This window comes from Sphingomonas sp. GW821-FHT09B04, from assembly GCF_059418285.1.
The window spans coordinates 984,107-999,264 of record NZ_JBWKPO010000001.1 but is presented as its reverse complement, the minus strand read 5'-3'; the positions used below and the strand labels follow the sequence as shown (position 1 = coordinate 999,264).

Genomic DNA, 15,158 nt, shown 5'->3' with positions numbered 1-15,158 from the left:
CTTGAACCCGTCATTGCGACGCCGGCCCGCCTCCCCATGCAGGGAAACGGGCCGGCGCCGTCTTCCCGTTTACGCGGCGGCGATGAACGCCTGAACCGCATCATGCGCGAGATCGTCGGTCATCTGCGTGCGCGGATGCTTGCAGAAATAGGCCGAGGCAGCGTCGATCGGACCGGCGATGCCGCGGTCCTTGGCGAGCTTGGCGCAACGGATCATGTCGATCGCGACGCCAGCCGAGTTCGGGCTGTCCTCAACCGACAGGCGCAGTTCGAGGTTCATCGGCACGCCGCCGAACATCGCGCCTTCCATACGCAGGAAGCAGACCTTGTTGTCGTTCTGCCAGGGCACGTAGTCCGACGGGCCGATATGGACATTCTCGTCCTCAAGCCGCTCGGCCGCAACCGACTGAACCGCCTCGGTCTTCGACACCTTCTTCGAGGCGAGGCGGCGGTGGTTCGACATGTTGAGGAAGTCGGTGTTGCCGCCGGTGTTGAGCTGATAGGTGCGCTCGAGCTTGACGCCGCGCTTGGCGAACAGGTCGGTCAGCACGCGGTGGACGATCGTCGCGCCGAGCTGGGCCTTGATGTCGTCGCCGATGATCGGCACGCCGGCATCGATGAAGCGCTGCGCCCATTCAGGATTGCTGGCGATGAAGACGGGGATGTTGTTGACGAAGGCGACGCCGGCTTCGAGCGCGCATTCGGCGTAGAATTCGCTGGCTTCCTGCGACCCGACGGGCAGGTAGTTCATCAGCACATCGACCTTGGCGGCGCGCAACGACGCAACGACTTCGTCCTTGGTCGCCTCACGCTCCTTGGCGACGACGAAGGTGCGGTCGTCGGCATAATCTTCCATGTGATCGGCGACACCGTCGAGGATGCGGCCCATCATGACCTTGGCGCCGGTCGGCTCGATCGATTCGCAGAAGATCGCGGTGCAATTGGGCTTGGCGAAGATCGCGTCGGCAACGTCGTGCCCGACCTTGCGCGCATCGACGTCCCATGCCGCGACAACCTGGATATCGCTGGGCCTGTAGCCGCCCAGATCCCAGTGCATCAGACCAACGGTGTCATTGGCGCCGTCGCGATAATGGGACAGGCCCTGAACCAGAGAGCTGGCGCAATTGCCGACGCCGACGATGGCGATGTTGATGCTCGACATTTTACTTCACGTCCTTTGAGTGAATGATGGGTCAGAAGAGGAAACAGGTTCAACTGCAGCGGCGAGACGGGCTTCGACGACGCGATGCCAGATCAGACCGATGATGAGGATTATGGTGAGCGGGATCAGCTCAAACCACCAGAACAGCCGCGGATTGCCAGCCAGGCAGGCAAAAAAGATTGCGAGCACGCGCATATTGGCGCTGAGCAGCCGCATCAACCCCATCGGCCCGACAGCGGCTTCGCCATAGGCGGCACCGAAGCGTTCGGGAGCGGGGTGACGGCGCAGCGTCTCGTCAAAGGCGCGCGCGAAGCGGTCGGCCGCCCCGGCAACCGAATCGTAGAGGCGCACCAGCGGGTTGCGGCTCGGCACTGGCGGGGTCCCCGCCTCGCCCTTGCACCGACGGTGGAAGCGCGCGCGCTCACCCTCGTAGAGGCTCGACTGCACCGCGTGCGCGACACCCGCAGAGATCGCCAGCGCCCAGCCTTCGACCGTACCGATAGAGGTGGCGAGGACGACATAGATCAGGATGAAGACGCCATGATCGCACAGGCCATCGAGGAAGCGACCGAGCGGGCTGGCGGTGCCCGTCGCGCGCGCGATCATCCCGTCCAGCCCATCGGCGATCAGCCAGCCGATCGACAGCAGCAGCCCGGCGACGGCCCAGGGCCAGGCGGTCCAGTTCGAATAGGCGAAGGCAGCACCGATGCCGAGCGCGAGGCCACCGATCGACACGGCATTCGCCGAAATTCCACGCGCAAGGAAGCCCGGCAGGAGGCGGCGTCCTGCTGGGTGGATGATCCAGAGGTTCGACGGATCCTCGATCCGGCGATCCCGCGACCGATCCGGCGGAGGAATTGTCATTGGACTGTCACGTACAGCGCGAGGTACCCGCGCAGCAAGCGAATTAGATGGAGTTTATGTGGAGCGCGGCGCGACGGGCTCTCGCCCCGCCGCGCCAGCAGCCATTTGGTGCTTCAGAACACCGCGGCGACGAGCTGCCGGAAGGCGTCGGCGCGGTGGCTCATCGCGTGCTTGGCGTCCGCGTCCATCTCGCCAAAAGTCTGGATATGGCCGTTGGGCAGGAACATCGGATCATAGCCGAAGCCGTTCTTGCCGCGCGGCGGCCAGACGAGGATGCCGTCAACGCGGCCCTCGAACCACTCGACATGCCCGTCGGGCCAGGCGAGAGCGAGCGCGCAGACGAAATGTGCGTCACGCGAAGGCGCGGGCTCACCGGGGACCGTCTTGTCGGCGATATTCTTCTCAACCAGCTCCATGGCGAGACCGAAATCCTTGGACGGCCCTGCCCAGCGCGCCGAGAAGATGCCGGGATCGCCGCCGAGCGCATCGACGCACATCCCCGAATCATCGGCGAGCGCGGGCAGGCCCGAGAGGTCGGCGGCCTGCATCGCCTTGAGCTCCGCATTGGCGACGAAGGTGGTGCCGGTCTCATCAGGCTCGGGCAGGCCGAGCGAGGCGGCGCTGACCGGCTCGATGCCATAGGGGGCGAGCAGCGCGCGAATCTCGCGCACCTTGCCCTCGTTATGGCTGGCGATGACGAGCTTGCCGGCAGCGAGCTTGCGGATCGCCTGCGGGTCGCGCCCCTCGCCGCTCACCGGCCCGCCGCCTTAAGCTGAGCGGCGAAGATGTCGGTACAGCCGATGCGGGCAAGGCGGAGCAGACGCAACAGCCCTTCCTCGTCATAGGTCGCGCCTTCCGCCGTCGCCTGCGCCTCGGCGATCTTGCCGTCGGCGAGCAGGACGAAATTGGCGTCGGCATCGGCGGCGGAGTCCTCGTCATAGTCAAGGTCGAGCACCGGATTGCCCTGATAGATGCCGCACGAGACCGCAGCGACCTGAGTCAGGATCGGGTCGGTGGTCAGCGCGCCTGAGGCGAGCAGCTTGTCCACCGCGATGCGCAGCGCGACCCACGCGCCCGAGATTGCTGCGGTGCGGGTGCCGCCATCGGCCTGAATCACGTCGCAGTCGAGCGTGATCTGACGCTCGCCCAGCGCAGTGAGATCGGTCACGGCGCGGAGCGAACGGCCGATCAGCCGCTGGATTTCCTGGGTGCGGCCCGACTGCTTGCCCTTGGCCGCTTCGCGATTGCCGCGGGTGTGGGTGGCGCGGGGGAGCATGCCATATTCGGCGGTGACCCAGCCCTGCCCCTTGCCGCGCAGGAACGGGGGAACGCGCTCTTCGACGCTGGCGGTGACCAGCACCTTGGTGTTGCCGAACGCGATCAGCACCGAACCCTCGGCGTGGATGGTGAAATTGGGCTCGATCGAGATTGCGCGCATCTGATCGGGGGTGCGGCCGCTGGGGCGCATAACGGGAATCTCCTGTGGGTTTCTCGCCTTGGCACCTAAACCGCGGGAACCGAACGCGCCAGTCTCGGTTCGCGATCCGTGGAGGATCATGAATGAAGCGTATCGCGATTATACTGGCTGGGCTGGGGGCAAGCGCCTGTATCCCGCAGGTGACACCACCGCCGGGAACAACACCCGCCGCCCCGCGTCCGCCCGTGGCGCCGAGGCCGCAGGTGCCGCCACCTCAGACCCATACGCCCCCGGCCCCGACATCGCCGGCGCGCCCGGTGAGCGGCGAGGCGATCGAGTACCAGACCGGACCGTGCTTCGGCAGCTGCCCGGTCTATCGCTTTCAGGTGAACCCCAACGGCACCGGCAGCTTCACCGGAATCCGCTTCACCGCCGTGACCGGGCAACGCAGCTTCCGCGTGACGCCCGAACAGGCGGCCGCGCTCGCGCAGTCGCTCGCCCCTTATCGCCCGGCGACCGGGCGGACACGCCGCTATGCGCATGGCGAGCCGGGATGCGAGCAGGCAGCGACCGACATGCCGAGCGCCGAGATACGCTGGCGCGGCCGGCGCAGCACGACGACGCTCTATTTTGACTTCGGCTGCAACCGCGATACGAATCGGGCAATGGCCGATGCATTGGGCAACGCACCCGACCTGATCCCAGCCCTCGCCCCACTGATTGGTGCGCACCCTTGAATGTTCGTGCTTTATCCAGACCGACATTGAGCTGTATCGCCCTGATCCTGGCCGGATCGGCAAGCGGGCGAGAGCCTGTGTCGCAACGCCCCGACGCTTCGCAGATGATCTTGCCCGAGAAGTTGCGCGACGAGCGAATTGAGATTGCGTCCGCAACCTGCACCGGCGAGAGGCCGTGCAAGGCCTATCAGATCGCCATCAACCGCGACGGCACTGGCGACATGATCTTCTATCGGAATGGCCAGCGTGAGGTTCGCCAGTTCAGAATGACCCCCTTTGCCTTTCGCCGGATCCAGATCAGGTTCGAGGAACTGAGGCCGGCCGCCGACATGTCGGCGAGCGAGTTCGATCGCAATATTCGCCCCGTGTGCGATCATTGCGCCTTCACCGAAGAAACGAGGGTTCACTGGCATCGCGACGACGGAAGGATTCACGAATTCACGGCGCGCAGCTATCTGCCGAATGACGGCAGGACGGACACTTTGCTGGAGGCGCAAATCGATCTGCTGGAGGGGATGTTGCCGTCGCTATTGGGGCATCCATAGAACCGCCCTAGATAGGCCCGATGACCACGCCGCCGATCACTGAACTGACCGACCGCGCACGCGACATTTTTCGCGTGGTCGTTGAATCATATCTCGATGCCGGACAACCGGTGGGATCGCGGACGATCTCGCGGATGTCGGGATTGAACCTCTCGCCCGCATCGATCCGTAACGTGATGCAGGATCTGGAGGAATTCGGGCTGCTCGCCGCGCCGCATACCAGCGCCGGGCGGATGCCGACCGAGCTGGGGCTGCGGCTGTTCGTCGACGGGATGATGCGTGCGTCCGAACCCTCGGCCGAGGAGCGCGCCGCGATCGAGGCGCGGGCGGGCAGCGGCGGGCCGGTCGAGGAGGCACTGGCCAGCACCACCGCGGCGCTCTCCGGCCTGTCGGCGTGCGCCGGCATGGTGCTGGTGCCCAAGGCCGAGCGCGTCGTGCGCCAGTTCGGCTTCATACCGCTGGGCGCGGACCGCGCGCTCGCGGTACTGGTGGGCGAGGATGGGTCGGTCGAGAACCGCGTGGTCGAGCTGCCATCGGGGATGCCCGCGGGCGCGCTTGAGCAGGCGGCCAATTACCTGACCGCGACGCTGGGCGGGCTGACGCTGAGCGAGGCGCGCGCACGAGTCGAGCGCGAGCTGCGCGTCGAGCGCGCGGCGCTGGACGATGCGGCGCGGGCGCTGGTCGAGCGTGGCCTCGCCGTCTGGTCGCAGGATGGCGGGGATCGGCCGGTGCTGATCGTGCGCGGCCAGGCGCGGCTGATCGACAGCGCGGCCGCCGACGACCTCGACCGGGTCAGCCAGCTGCTCGACGAGCTGGAAGGCAAGGAAGAGATCGCCCGCCTGCTCGACAGCGCGCGCGAGGGCGAGGCGACCCGTATCTTCATCGGATCCGAGAATAAATTGTTCGCGCTGTCGGGGTCGTCGGTGATCGCGAAACCGGTGCGTTCGCTCGACGGACGCGTGGTCGGTGTAGTCGGTGTCATCGGACCGACACGGTTGAACTATGCCCGCGTCGTGCCCATGGTGGATTTCACCGCCGCGACACTCGCCAGATTGCTGGCCTGAAACACGAAGAAATACAGGAATTATGACCGAAGAAAGCAAGACCGAAGCGACCGAGGACCTTCGCCACGAAACTGCGGAAGGCGCCCCCGAAGTCGCCGAGCATGACCGCGTCGCTGAGCTGGAAGCACAGCTCGCCGAGGCGCAATCCGCGAGCCTCTATGCCCGCGCAGAAGCGCAGAATTTGCTGCGCCGTGCGCAGAAGGAAGCCGAGGACGCGCGCGCCTATGCCGCGACCGGTTTTGCCCGCGACATCCTGTCGGTGGCCGACAACCTTGCCCGTGCCCTCTCGACGATTCCGGAAGAGATGCGCGAGGACGAGAAGTTCAAGGGGCTGGTCACCGGGCTGGAAGCAACCGGTCGCGAGCTGGATAGCGTATTCGCGCGCCATGGCGTGTCCAAGGTTTCATCGCTGGGCGAAACACTCGACCCCAACCGTCATCAGGCGATGATGGAAGTGCCGAGCGCGGACGCCGCGCCGGGCACGATCGTGCAGGAAATCCAGTCGGGCTACATGATCAGGGACCGTCTGCTGCGGCCGGCACTGGTCGGCGTGGCACGCAAGCCGGACTAGACGACGGCATCGATGAATGCCCGTCACCCCGGCCTTGTGCCGGGGTCCACGGCACCTCGGATGCGCAAGAACCTTGTTCGCATTGCCTGCCTCCCGGTGGGCCCCGGCACAAGGCCGGGGTGACGACCGGGTGACGATATAGTTATCGTATGTAGCGCCCCGCTCCGGCTTACCGTATCGGTCGGACATGTCCGCGCGCTTCGATTCCGTTCCGCACCGCCGCGCAATCGTCGATCGGCGGGCGCTGGCGGACGAGCTGGCGGCGCTCGATGCGCCCGACAAGATGCGGCTGCGCCAGGCCGCAGCATTGCGGCTCAAGGCAGCGCTGGAAGCCGGGCGGGCGGAGATCGCCAACCGGCTCGCCGAGCATCCCGCACGCGGACATGAAAGCGCGGCGAGCGGCGCGTTCATGATGGACCAGCTGTTGCGCGTGCTGTGGGATTTCACCCTCGCCCGGCTCTATCCCAACAGCAATCCGACCGCCGCCGAGCGCATGGCGCTGGTCGCGGTCGGCGGGTACGGGCGCGGCGAGATGGCGCCGTTCAGCGACGTCGACATCGCCTTCATCACACCGTGGAAGCAGACCAGCTGGAGCGAGCAGGTGATCGAATCGATCCTCTATTCGCTGTGGGACATGGGGCTGAAGGTCGGGCACAGCTCGCGCTCGCTCGACGAGATGGTTCGCGAGGCCAAGGCGGACGTGACGATCCGCACCGCTTTGCTCGAAGGACGTTATGTGTGGGGCGACACAGCGCTGTACGATGAAGGCGCGACTCGCTTCCGCAACGAGGTGCAGAAGGACAGCGCGCGCGCGTTCATCGCGCAGAAGCTGGACGAGCGGAACGAGCGCCACCGCAAGATGGGCGACAGCCGCTATGTCGTCGAACCCAACATCAAGGAGGGCAAGGGCGGGCTGCGCGACCTCCACACGTTGTTCTGGATCGGCAAATATGCGCACGGCGTGGTCGAGCCGGCCGAGCTGGTCGGCGCGGGGCTGCTGACCAAGCTTGAGTATCGCCAGTTCCGCCGCGCCGAGAATTTCCTGTGGGCGGTGCGCTGCCATCTGCACACCATCGCCGGGCGTGGCGAGGATCGTCTGACCTTCGACTTCCAGCGCGAGATCGCGGAGCGGATGCGCTACGCCGACCGGCCGGGCAAGTCGAAGGTCGAGCGCTTCATGCACTTCTACTTCCTGCAGGCGAAGATGGTCGGCGATCTGACCGGCGTCTTCCTTGCGCATCTCGACGAGAAGTTCGCGGCGCGGGGGAGCCGTTTCGGGCTGCCGCGCATCCGCCGCTCGCCGGCGAAACTCAAGGGTTTCGTGCTCGACCGTGGCCGCCTCGCGCTACCACGCGATACGTTCTTCGCCGAGGACCCGGTGCGGCTGCTCGAGGTGTTCCAGCTCGCGGATCTCCACGCGCTGGAAGTGCATCCGCTGACGATGCGCGCCGCCGCGCGCGACGCCAAGCTGATCGACGACAAGCGTACCGACCCGCGCGCCAATGCGCTGTTCATGGACGTGCTGACCAGTCCGCGCGATCCCGAGACGGTGCTGCGCTGGATGAACGAGGCGGGGGTGTTCGGGCGGTTCGTGCCCGATTTCGGTCGCGTCGTCGCGCAGATGCAGTTCGACATGTACCACCATTACACGGTGGATGAACATTCGATCCGCGCGATCGGGTTGTTGAACCAGATCGAGAAGGGCGACCTCAAGGAGGATCATCCGCTCGCCAGCGGCATTCTCGACCAGATCGCGTCGCGGCGAGCGATCTATGTCGCAGTGCTGTTGCACGACATCGCCAAGGGGCGCGGCGGCGACCATAGCCAGCTGGGCGCCGAGGTCGCGCAACGGCTGTGCCCGCGGCTGGGGCTGACGCCTGCAGAGACCGAAACGGTGGCGTGGCTGGTGCGCTGGCACCTGCTGATGTCGGCGACCGCGTTCAAGCGCGACCTGTCCGACTTCAAGACGATCCTCGACTTCGCCGAGGTGGTGCAATCACCGCAACGGCTGATGATGCTGCTGGTGCTGACCATCGTCGACATCCGCGCGGTGGGGCCGGGCGTGTGGAACGGATGGAAGCGCCAGCTGCTCACCAACCTCTACGACAGCGCGGAGGAAGTGCTGCGGCTCGGCCACAAGCAGAAGGGGCGGAACGAGCGCATCGCGGCGAAGCAGGACGTGCTGACCGCCGCAACCGGGCGCGACATGAGCGCGCTGATCAAGCGCCTGCCTGATGCCTATTGGGTCGCCGAGCCCGAGGATGTGATCGAGCGCAATGCGCGCTTCATCGAGCGAGCGGGCGAGGCGCAGCTGTCGGTCGAAGCGACGGTTTATCCCGACCGCGGCGCAACTTTGGTGACGGTCTATGCCGCCGACCATGCCGGCCTGTTCTATCGCATTGCCGGCGCGATCCATGCCGCGGGCGGCAACATCATCGACGCCCGCATCCACACCACGCGCGACGGCATGGCGATCGACAATTTCCTGGTGCAGGACCCGCTCGGCCGGCCGTTCGACGATCCCGGCCAGCTTGCGCGGATCGAGACGGGAATCGCCGAGGCACTGGCCAACCGCGCCAAGCTGACTGAGCGGCTGGCAGCCAAACCCCTGCCCCGCCCGCGTGCCGACGCGTTCGCGATCGAGCCAGCGGTGCTGATCGACAACAAGGCGTCGAATCGTTTCACGGTGATCGAAGTGAATGCGCGCGACCGGCCGGCCTTGCTCCACCACCTTGCCTATGCGCTGTTTCAATCGAAGGTGACGATCCACAGCGCGCATGTCGCCACCTATGGCGAGCGTGCGGTCGACACTTTCTATGTGACCGACCTGACCGGCGACAAGATCAACGCGGTGCTGCGGTTGAAGTCGCTCGAGCGACGGATGCTGGATGCGGCGACGGGGCTGGGCGAGTTCGCGACAGCGGCTTGAGCATACGGCGTCGTCATCTCGATCGTCATCCCGGCCCTGTGCCGGGATCCACGGCTCCCGACACGATTCGATCGAACCTCTTGCGCATCGCTCGCCTCCCGGTGGATCCCGGCACAAGGCCGGGATGACAGAGTGGACGGGTGCCCAGCTAGCCGTACGAGATTTTGAACCCTAGGATCGCGCCACCGGCAAGGAGATGGATCGATGGGCGTACTCGGCATGGGCGGGTTCTTCTTTCGCGCAAAGGACCCGGATGCGCTGGTCGCATGGTATCGCGAGCATCTGAACATCGGCATGGGGTGCAATGCCGACGACACGGCCGGAGGCGATGCCGACGACTGGTACTGGCAGACGCAGGGCGGACCGATGGTGTTCGCGCCATTCAAGGCGGACACCGATTATTTCGCCGCGGACAAGCAATTCCTGATCAATCTGCGTGTCAGCGACCTCGAGGGGATGCTCGAGCAGCTCAACGCCGCGGGAATCGCGATCATCACCAAGGACGAATGGGATACGCCGGAGACGGGCAGGTTCGCGCGAATCCACGATCCCGAGGGCAATGCGATCGAACTGTGGGAGCCGCCGGCCGACTAAGGCAGGCGCCAAACAACACCTGCGATTCGGAAAAGCAGCGAGGAGGAGGCGGCGGCTGCGACTAGCGCAGCCGCACACGACTCACTTGGGCGAAAGCACCATCAGCATCTGACGGCCTTCCATGCGCGGATAGCTCTCGACCTTCGCATCCTCGGCGCAATCCTCCTGGACGCGCTTGAGCAGGTTCATGCCGAGCTGACCGTGCGACAGTTCGCGACCGCGGAAGCGCAGGGTGATCTTCACCTTGTCGCCCTCACCGATGAACTTGTGAACCGCCTTCATCTTGGTGTCGTAATCGTGGTCGTCGATGTTCGGACGCATCTTGATCTCTTTGATCTCCTGCGTCTTCTGCGACTTGCGTGCGAGGTTCGCCTTTTTCTGCGCCTCGTACTTATACTTGCCGACATCGAGGAACTTGGCGACCGGCGGATCAGCGTTGGGCGACACTTCGACGAGGTCGAGGCCCAGCGCCTGCGCCTGTTCCATCGCTTCACGCGTGTACATCACGCCCAGATTCTCACCCTCGTGGTCGATCACGCGGACCTTGGGCGACTGGATGAATTCGTTGAAGCGCGGGCCGGTGGGCACCGGGGGCGCGAACCCGCGCCGGGACATGGGAGGACGGATGGATGCTTCTCCTGTGACAGTTACAGACGGTTAGGATAGCGCAGGACGGCGCAGCGGGGTAGCCCCGCCACGCCGTCCCGGCGAAATAGCCACACAGTGTGGCGCGTACGCTACGCAATATGGGCGCGCGGTCCTGCTCAGGCAAGCGGCCAGAGCGTGTCGACCGGCCTTTCCAGCACCTGCGCAGCGACGGAGTGAAGGACCCGCGGCGCCAGTCGCCCGGCCGCGACAGCCCTTGCCAGCCACTGCTCAATATTGCCGCCATTCTCGACCCATTTGTCGGCGCGGAGCAAACCGTAAAGGCCCGCGGCGAGGACGTGCATGCCGTCATCGGCCTTGCGCCAGCGGTCGGCCGGGTTGCGCGCCACGCCCAGCGCCTCGCTGATCGTCTGATCGAGTGCCTGGCACAGATCTTCGTTCAGATAGCCTTCGAGCGTGGTGTAGCCCCAGCGCGGATCATGCTCGCGGACGATGCGCATCATCACCGCGTCCTTCTCAATCACCGCCATCGCCGCTTTGGCTGCAGCACCGTCCATCGGCACCGGCGGGTGCAGCATCTCGTGCGCGGCGATGCGCACGGTGAGCGCGACGTCATAGTCGGCGGACTGAAGGAAGGTCTGGCCCTGCACCTTGATCCCATGCGGCTTGGAGAATTGCAGCAGCACGATCGCAATCTCGGGATCGAAGGCGCGGCCGGTGAGCTTGCGCTGCCATTTGATCACATCATAGTTCGCCAGCGCGCGGGCGATCTCCGCGGCGCGCGTGTCGATCCCCGCGGTGCGTTCGGCGCGGAAGGCAGCGAAACCCGCGTCGCGCATTGCCGCGAACACCGCGCGCAGGCGCGGCGCCTGGGCGGTGAGCCAGGCCCAGTCCTTGGCATCCCAATAAGGGCTGGCCTGATAGGCCGGGCGCACGCGGCCCTCGAGATCGTCGAAATTGGCGATCACTGCGTCGATGGTCGTGACGTCGGCGCCCGACAAGGTGGTGGAGAGATTGGGGCCGAGCAGACCGTAATCCTTGCCCGCTTCCTTCCACAATTTGGGAATGTCGCTGCGAATCGCTTCGGGCAACTTGGGCGCGAAGGCGGCGGCATCGGCGGCGTAGTAGGTCTGATAAAGCGGCTCGCCCGAGAGCGGGCCGAGAAAGGCGAAGGCATCATGGCCTTCCGATGCTCCGACCTTCCAGCGAGTGACGGGGGGCTCAGCCCGCGCAGCAGCGGGGAGAATGGCGCGGGCGGCGGCGAGCGAGCCCAGCGTGGCGGCGAGGAAAAGACGACGGTCCATGACTGTGCTATTAGACTAGAACACCGAGGTCCGGCTTGAACGGACTTTGCCTAGGTAATGGCACCTAGGATTATCCAACTTCGTCATTCCCGCGTAGGCGGGAATCCATTGAGGCTGCCGTGGCGGCTCAATCCGATTGGTCAGCCGGAATGGATTCCCGCCTGCGCGGGAATGACGGATGTAAAAGTGAATCGGTGAACCTAACCCGGCATCCGCAGCTGCGAAGGCGTGAACCCGGTCAGCGCCAGTGCGGCCCGCGCGAAATGCGCCTGATCGGCAAAGCCGTGATCGGCCGCCAGCGCGGCCAGTGAGCCGTGCCAGCCGGACAGCGCGCGCACGGCGGTGCGGGTCCGCAGTTCGAGCCGGAAGCGCTTCGGGCTCACGCCATAGGCGCGCAGGAAACCGCGACTGACCGAGGCAGGGTCGAGTCCCGCTTGATCGGCCCAGCCGGTGATGGACAACGCCGGATCGCGGCCGAGCGCGGCGGCGAGCAGATCGGGCCAGTCGTTCGCCCCCGGGACCGTCGGCGTCGCGGTTTCGCGCACCAGCTCGGCGGCGGCCTGAGGATCGCGTTCAGCCAGCCGCGCGACCGCATCGGGATCGGCGAGCCGCACCGCGCCTTCGGCGAGACCTGCGGGCAGCGGCAGGTTGAGGACGCGCGCGCCCGTCGCACCGAAGCCGTCCTGATGCGCGGACCAGCCGTGATGGATCAGCGCCATGCCCGCTTCGGCACGGATACGCCCGCCCTCGCCCGCTTCGAGATAGCCGCCGTCGAGAACGACCGCGACATAGCCCGAATCATGCCGGTGCCGCGCCAGCGCCTCTCCGGGAGCATGGCGCGTCCAGCCTTTCACGCCGCGCGGCCGGGATGGCGAAAATGGATCACCGGATAGGGCCGCCCGTGCGGATCGGTTTCGGAGCGGCCGGTGCGGACGAAGCCGCGGGATTCATAGAAGGGTGCGGCGTTGCTCGCCTGCTCGCTGGCATCGACCAGCGCGTTGGGCACGAGCGACAGCGCATGATCGACCAGAGCGGTGCCGATCCCGCGCCCGTGTACCGCCGGATCGACGAACAGCGCGTCGATCATCTCGCCGTCCATGACGAGAAAGCCCTGCGGCCGGTCCGCACCGTCGACCGAGAGCCATAGCGGCACATTGGGAAGGAACTGCTCCGCTACCAAATGGTCGATCGCAGAGCGGTCTTCGGCGCTGAGGAAGCCGTGCGTCGCATCGACCGCGGCACGCCAGATTTCCAGCGCGCGCGGCACGTCCGCAGGGGTTCCGGCGCGAATCATCCCAGCAGATCCGGGTCCGCCGTCTCGTCGGTGAGCCAGACGATCGAGCGATCGGGCGGAGTCGTCTCGCCCAGCAGCCATGCGATCGCCTCATCGAGCGGGATCACGCGCTGACCCTCAACGCCCAGCGTGCGGATGGCGACGGTGCCTTCCTCCGCCTCGCGCTTGCCGACCACCAGCAGATGCGGGACCTTGGCAAGGCTGTGCTCGCGCACCTTGTAGTTGATCTTCTCGTTGCGCAGGTCACTGTCGGCGCGGATGCCTGCGGCCTTGAGCCGGGCGACCGCCTCCTTCGCATAATCGTCGGCGTCGGACACGATCGTCGCGACCACCGCCTGAGTCGGCGCAAGCCATGCCGGCAAACGACCGGCGAAATGCTCGATCAGGATGCCGATGAAACGCTCGTACGAGCCGAAGATCGCGCGGTGGAGCATCACCGGGCGATGGCGCTCGCCATCCTCGCCGATATAGGTGGCGTCGAGACGCTCGGGCAGCACGCGGTCCGACTGGATCGTGCCGACCTGCCACGTCCGGCCGATCGCATCGGTGAGGTGCCATTCGAGCTTGGGCGCATAGAAGGCGCCCTCGCCCGGCAGTTCCTCCCAGCCATACTCCGCGGTTGCGAGCCCGGCCTTTTCGACCGCATCGCGCAGCTCGGCCTCGGCCTGATCCCACATCTCCTCGGTGCCGAAGCGCTTCTCCGGGCGCAGCGCGAGCTTGATAGAGTATTTAAAGCCGAAATCGCGATAGACGCGGTCGGCAAGACGGCAGAAGTCCTGCACCTCGTCGACGATCTGGTCTTCACGGCAGAAGATGTGCGCGTCGTCCTGGGTGAACTGGCGCACGCGCATCAGGCCGTGGAGCGCGCCGTGCGGCTCGTTGCGGTGACAGCAGCCATTCTCATAGAGGCGCATCGGCAGGTCGCGGTACGACTTGATCCCCTGCTTGAAGATCAGGATGTGCGCCGGGCAGTTCATCGGCTTCAGCGCCATCCAATCGGCGTCGTTCGAGACGATCGGGCCCTCGTCGTCGACGTTCGGCACCTCGTCCGGGATGACAAACATGTTCTCACGATACTTGCCCCAATGGCCCGACGCTTCCCACTGGCGCGCGTCCATCACCTGCGGCGTCTTGACCTCACGATAACCCGCGCCGTCGATCGCGCGGCGCATATAGGCCTCAAGCTCGCGCCAGATCATATAGCCCTTGGGGTGCCAGAAGACCGATCCGTGCGCCTCCTGCTGGAGGTGGAACAGGTCCATCTCCTGCCCGAGCTTGCGGTGGTCGCGCTTGGCCGCTTCCTCGAGCTTGTGGAGGTGCGCGTCGAGCTGCTTCTTGTTGAGCCAGCCGGTGCCGTAGATGCGCGTCAGCTGCGCATTCTTCTGGTCGCCGCGCCAGTATGCACCGGCGACGCGCATCAGCTTGAACGCCTGCGGGTCGAGCTTGCCGGTCGAAGCGAGGTGCGGGCCGCGGCACATATCGAGCCAGTCGCTTCCGGACCAATAGACCGTCAGTTCCTCGCCCTCGGGTAATTCCCTGGCCCATTCGGCCTTGAAGCTCTCGCCCTCTGCGGTCCAGCGGTCGATCAGCGCCTGGCGGCTCCACGCTTCGCGGCGGAGCGGTTTGTCGGCGCGGATGATCTCGCGCATCTTCTCCTCGATCGCGGGCAGATCGTCCATCGAGAAGGGATCGCGCGAAGCGGGAGCCAGCACGTCATAGTAGAAGCCGTCGTCGGTCGCCGGGCCGAAGGTGATCTGCGTGCCGGGGAATAGCGCCTGCACCGCTTCGGCAAGGATGTGCGCGAAATCGTGGCGCGCGAGTTCGAGCGCATCGGCCTCGTCCTTCGCCGTCACCAGCGCGAGGTTGGAGTCCCCCTCCAGCGCCCGCCCGATATCGCGCAGTTCGCCGTCGACGCGCGCGGCGATCGCCGCCTTCGCAAGACCCGGACCGATCGCCGCGGCGATATCCGCCGGGGTAGTCCCCGGTGCTACCTCGCGGACGGAACCGTCGGGCAGCGTAATGCGGAACATCTCGGACACGGTATCTTGCTTTCTGTTAGGAGGTATTCGGAG

15 protein-coding genes are annotated in these 15,158 nt (G+C 65.9%); 6 read left to right on the top strand and 9 right to left on the bottom strand.

The annotated features are described in order from the left end of the window. Positions 1 to 69: 69 nt before the first annotated feature. The 4 genes from AC07NK_RS04905 to rph form a co-directional block, all read right to left on the bottom strand. A complete protein-coding gene (locus AC07NK_RS04905) occupies positions 70 to 1,161 on the bottom strand; it encodes an inositol-3-phosphate synthase (protein WP_495169435.1) in 1,092 nt (363 codons plus the stop codon). A gap of 6 nt (positions 1,162 to 1,167) precedes the next feature. Beyond that, on the bottom strand, positions 1,168 to 2,025 hold the full coding sequence (locus tag AC07NK_RS04900; protein WP_495169434.1) for a CDP-alcohol phosphatidyltransferase family protein: 858 nt from the start codon (positions 2,023 to 2,025) through the stop codon (positions 1,168 to 1,170). Between the two features lie 113 nt (positions 2,026 to 2,138). Next, positions 2,139 to 2,780 (bottom strand): RdgB/HAM1 family non-canonical purine NTP pyrophosphatase, encoded by a 642-nt coding sequence (gene rdgB, locus AC07NK_RS04895; protein WP_495169433.1) that lies wholly within the window; start codon positions 2,778 to 2,780, stop codon positions 2,139 to 2,141. Next, positions 2,777 to 3,493, bottom strand: coding sequence for a ribonuclease PH (rph, locus tag AC07NK_RS04890; protein WP_495169432.1), 717 nt, complete (start codon positions 3,491 to 3,493; stop codon positions 2,777 to 2,779). The genes rdgB and rph overlap by 4 nt, the downstream gene beginning before the upstream one ends. 92 nt (positions 3,494 to 3,585) lie before the next feature. On the opposite strand from rph, the gene AC07NK_RS04885 reads away from it, so the two are divergent. From AC07NK_RS04885 to AC07NK_RS04860, 6 genes are all read left to right on the top strand, one after another. Next, positions 3,586 to 4,179, top strand: coding sequence for a DUF6438 domain-containing protein (locus tag AC07NK_RS04885; RefSeq protein ID WP_495169431.1), 594 nt, complete (start codon positions 3,586 to 3,588; stop codon positions 4,177 to 4,179). A 26-nt stretch (positions 4,180 to 4,205) separates the two neighbouring features. Then, complete coding sequence (locus AC07NK_RS04880; RefSeq protein ID WP_495169430.1) at positions 4,206 to 4,724, top strand: hypothetical protein; 519 nt, start codon at positions 4,206 to 4,208, stop codon at positions 4,722 to 4,724. A 20-nt stretch (positions 4,725 to 4,744) separates the two neighbouring features. Then, complete coding sequence (gene hrcA, locus AC07NK_RS04875) at positions 4,745 to 5,788, top strand: heat-inducible transcriptional repressor HrcA (protein ID WP_495169429.1); 1,044 nt, start codon at positions 4,745 to 4,747, stop codon at positions 5,786 to 5,788. A 22-nt stretch (positions 5,789 to 5,810) separates the two neighbouring features. Further along, positions 5,811 to 6,359, top strand: a complete 549-nt coding sequence (gene grpE / locus AC07NK_RS04870; RefSeq protein ID WP_495169428.1) for a nucleotide exchange factor GrpE — start codon at positions 5,811 to 5,813, stop codon at positions 6,357 to 6,359. 187 nt (positions 6,360 to 6,546) lie between these two features. Then, positions 6,547 to 9,288 carry a [protein-PII] uridylyltransferase gene (locus AC07NK_RS04865; protein ID WP_495169427.1) on the top strand — a complete coding sequence of 914 codons (2,742 nt, stop codon included), beginning with the start codon at positions 6,547 to 6,549 and terminating at the stop codon, positions 9,286 to 9,288. A 204-nt stretch (positions 9,289 to 9,492) separates the two neighbouring features. Then, on the top strand, positions 9,493 to 9,882 hold the full coding sequence (locus AC07NK_RS04860) for a VOC family protein (protein ID WP_495169426.1): 390 nt from the start codon (positions 9,493 to 9,495) through the stop codon (positions 9,880 to 9,882). 81 nt (positions 9,883 to 9,963) lie between these two features. Here the strand turns inward: AC07NK_RS04860 and infC are convergent, their stop codons facing one another. The 5 genes from infC to thrS form a co-directional block, all read right to left on the bottom strand. After that, complete coding sequence (gene infC / locus AC07NK_RS04855; protein WP_495169425.1) at positions 9,964 to 10,497, bottom strand: translation initiation factor IF-3; 534 nt, start codon at positions 10,495 to 10,497, stop codon at positions 9,964 to 9,966. Positions 10,498 to 10,646: 149 nt separating this feature from the next. Beyond that, complete coding sequence (locus AC07NK_RS04850) at positions 10,647 to 11,792, bottom strand: hypothetical protein (RefSeq protein WP_495169424.1); 1,146 nt, start codon at positions 11,790 to 11,792, stop codon at positions 10,647 to 10,649. 200 nt (positions 11,793 to 11,992) lie between these two features. Continuing rightward, complete coding sequence (locus AC07NK_RS04845) at positions 11,993 to 12,646, bottom strand: helix-turn-helix domain-containing protein (protein WP_495169423.1); 654 nt, start codon at positions 12,644 to 12,646, stop codon at positions 11,993 to 11,995. After that, the gene (locus AC07NK_RS04840) at positions 12,643 to 13,086 is read right to left on the bottom strand and encodes an acetyltransferase (RefSeq protein WP_495169422.1); all 444 of its coding nucleotides are present in this window, start codon (positions 13,084 to 13,086) and stop codon (positions 12,643 to 12,645) included. The genes AC07NK_RS04845 and AC07NK_RS04840 overlap by 4 nt, the downstream gene beginning before the upstream one ends. Continuing rightward, complete coding sequence (thrS, locus tag AC07NK_RS04835) at positions 13,083 to 15,125, bottom strand: threonine--tRNA ligase (protein ID WP_495169421.1); 2,043 nt, start codon at positions 15,123 to 15,125, stop codon at positions 13,083 to 13,085. The genes AC07NK_RS04840 and thrS overlap by 4 nt, the downstream gene beginning before the upstream one ends. Positions 15,126 to 15,158 lie beyond the last annotated feature (33 nt).

Bases quoted from the DNA above. Each gene is read 5' to 3' on its own strand.
- AC07NK_RS04905 (WP_495169435.1), bottom strand. From the start codon at position 1,161: ATGTCGAGCATCAACATCGCCATCGTCGGCGTCGGCAATTGCGCCAGC.
- AC07NK_RS04900 (WP_495169434.1), bottom strand. From the start codon at position 2,025: ATGACAATTCCTCCGCCGGATCGGTCGCGGGATCGCCGGATCGAGGAT.
- rph (WP_495169432.1), bottom strand. From the start codon at position 3,493: ATGCGCCCCAGCGGCCGCACCCCCGATCAGATGCGCGCAATCTCGATC.
- AC07NK_RS04885 (WP_495169431.1), top strand. From the start codon at position 3,586: ATGAAGCGTATCGCGATTATACTGGCTGGGCTGGGGGCAAGCGCCTGT.
- hrcA (WP_495169429.1), top strand. From the start codon at position 4,745: ATGACCACGCCGCCGATCACTGAACTGACCGACCGCGCACGCGACATT.
- grpE (WP_495169428.1), top strand. From the start codon at position 5,811: ATGACCGAAGAAAGCAAGACCGAAGCGACCGAGGACCTTCGCCACGAA.
- AC07NK_RS04865 (WP_495169427.1), top strand. From the start codon at position 6,547: ATGTCCGCGCGCTTCGATTCCGTTCCGCACCGCCGCGCAATCGTCGAT.
- AC07NK_RS04860 (WP_495169426.1), top strand. From the start codon at position 9,493: ATGGGCGTACTCGGCATGGGCGGGTTCTTCTTTCGCGCAAAGGACCCG.
- infC (WP_495169425.1), bottom strand. From the start codon at position 10,497: ATGTCCCGGCGCGGGTTCGCGCCCCCGGTGCCCACCGGCCCGCGCTTC.
- AC07NK_RS04850 (WP_495169424.1), bottom strand. From the start codon at position 11,792: ATGGACCGTCGTCTTTTCCTCGCCGCCACGCTGGGCTCGCTCGCCGCC.
- AC07NK_RS04840 (WP_495169422.1), bottom strand. From the start codon at position 13,086: ATGATTCGCGCCGGAACCCCTGCGGACGTGCCGCGCGCGCTGGAAATC.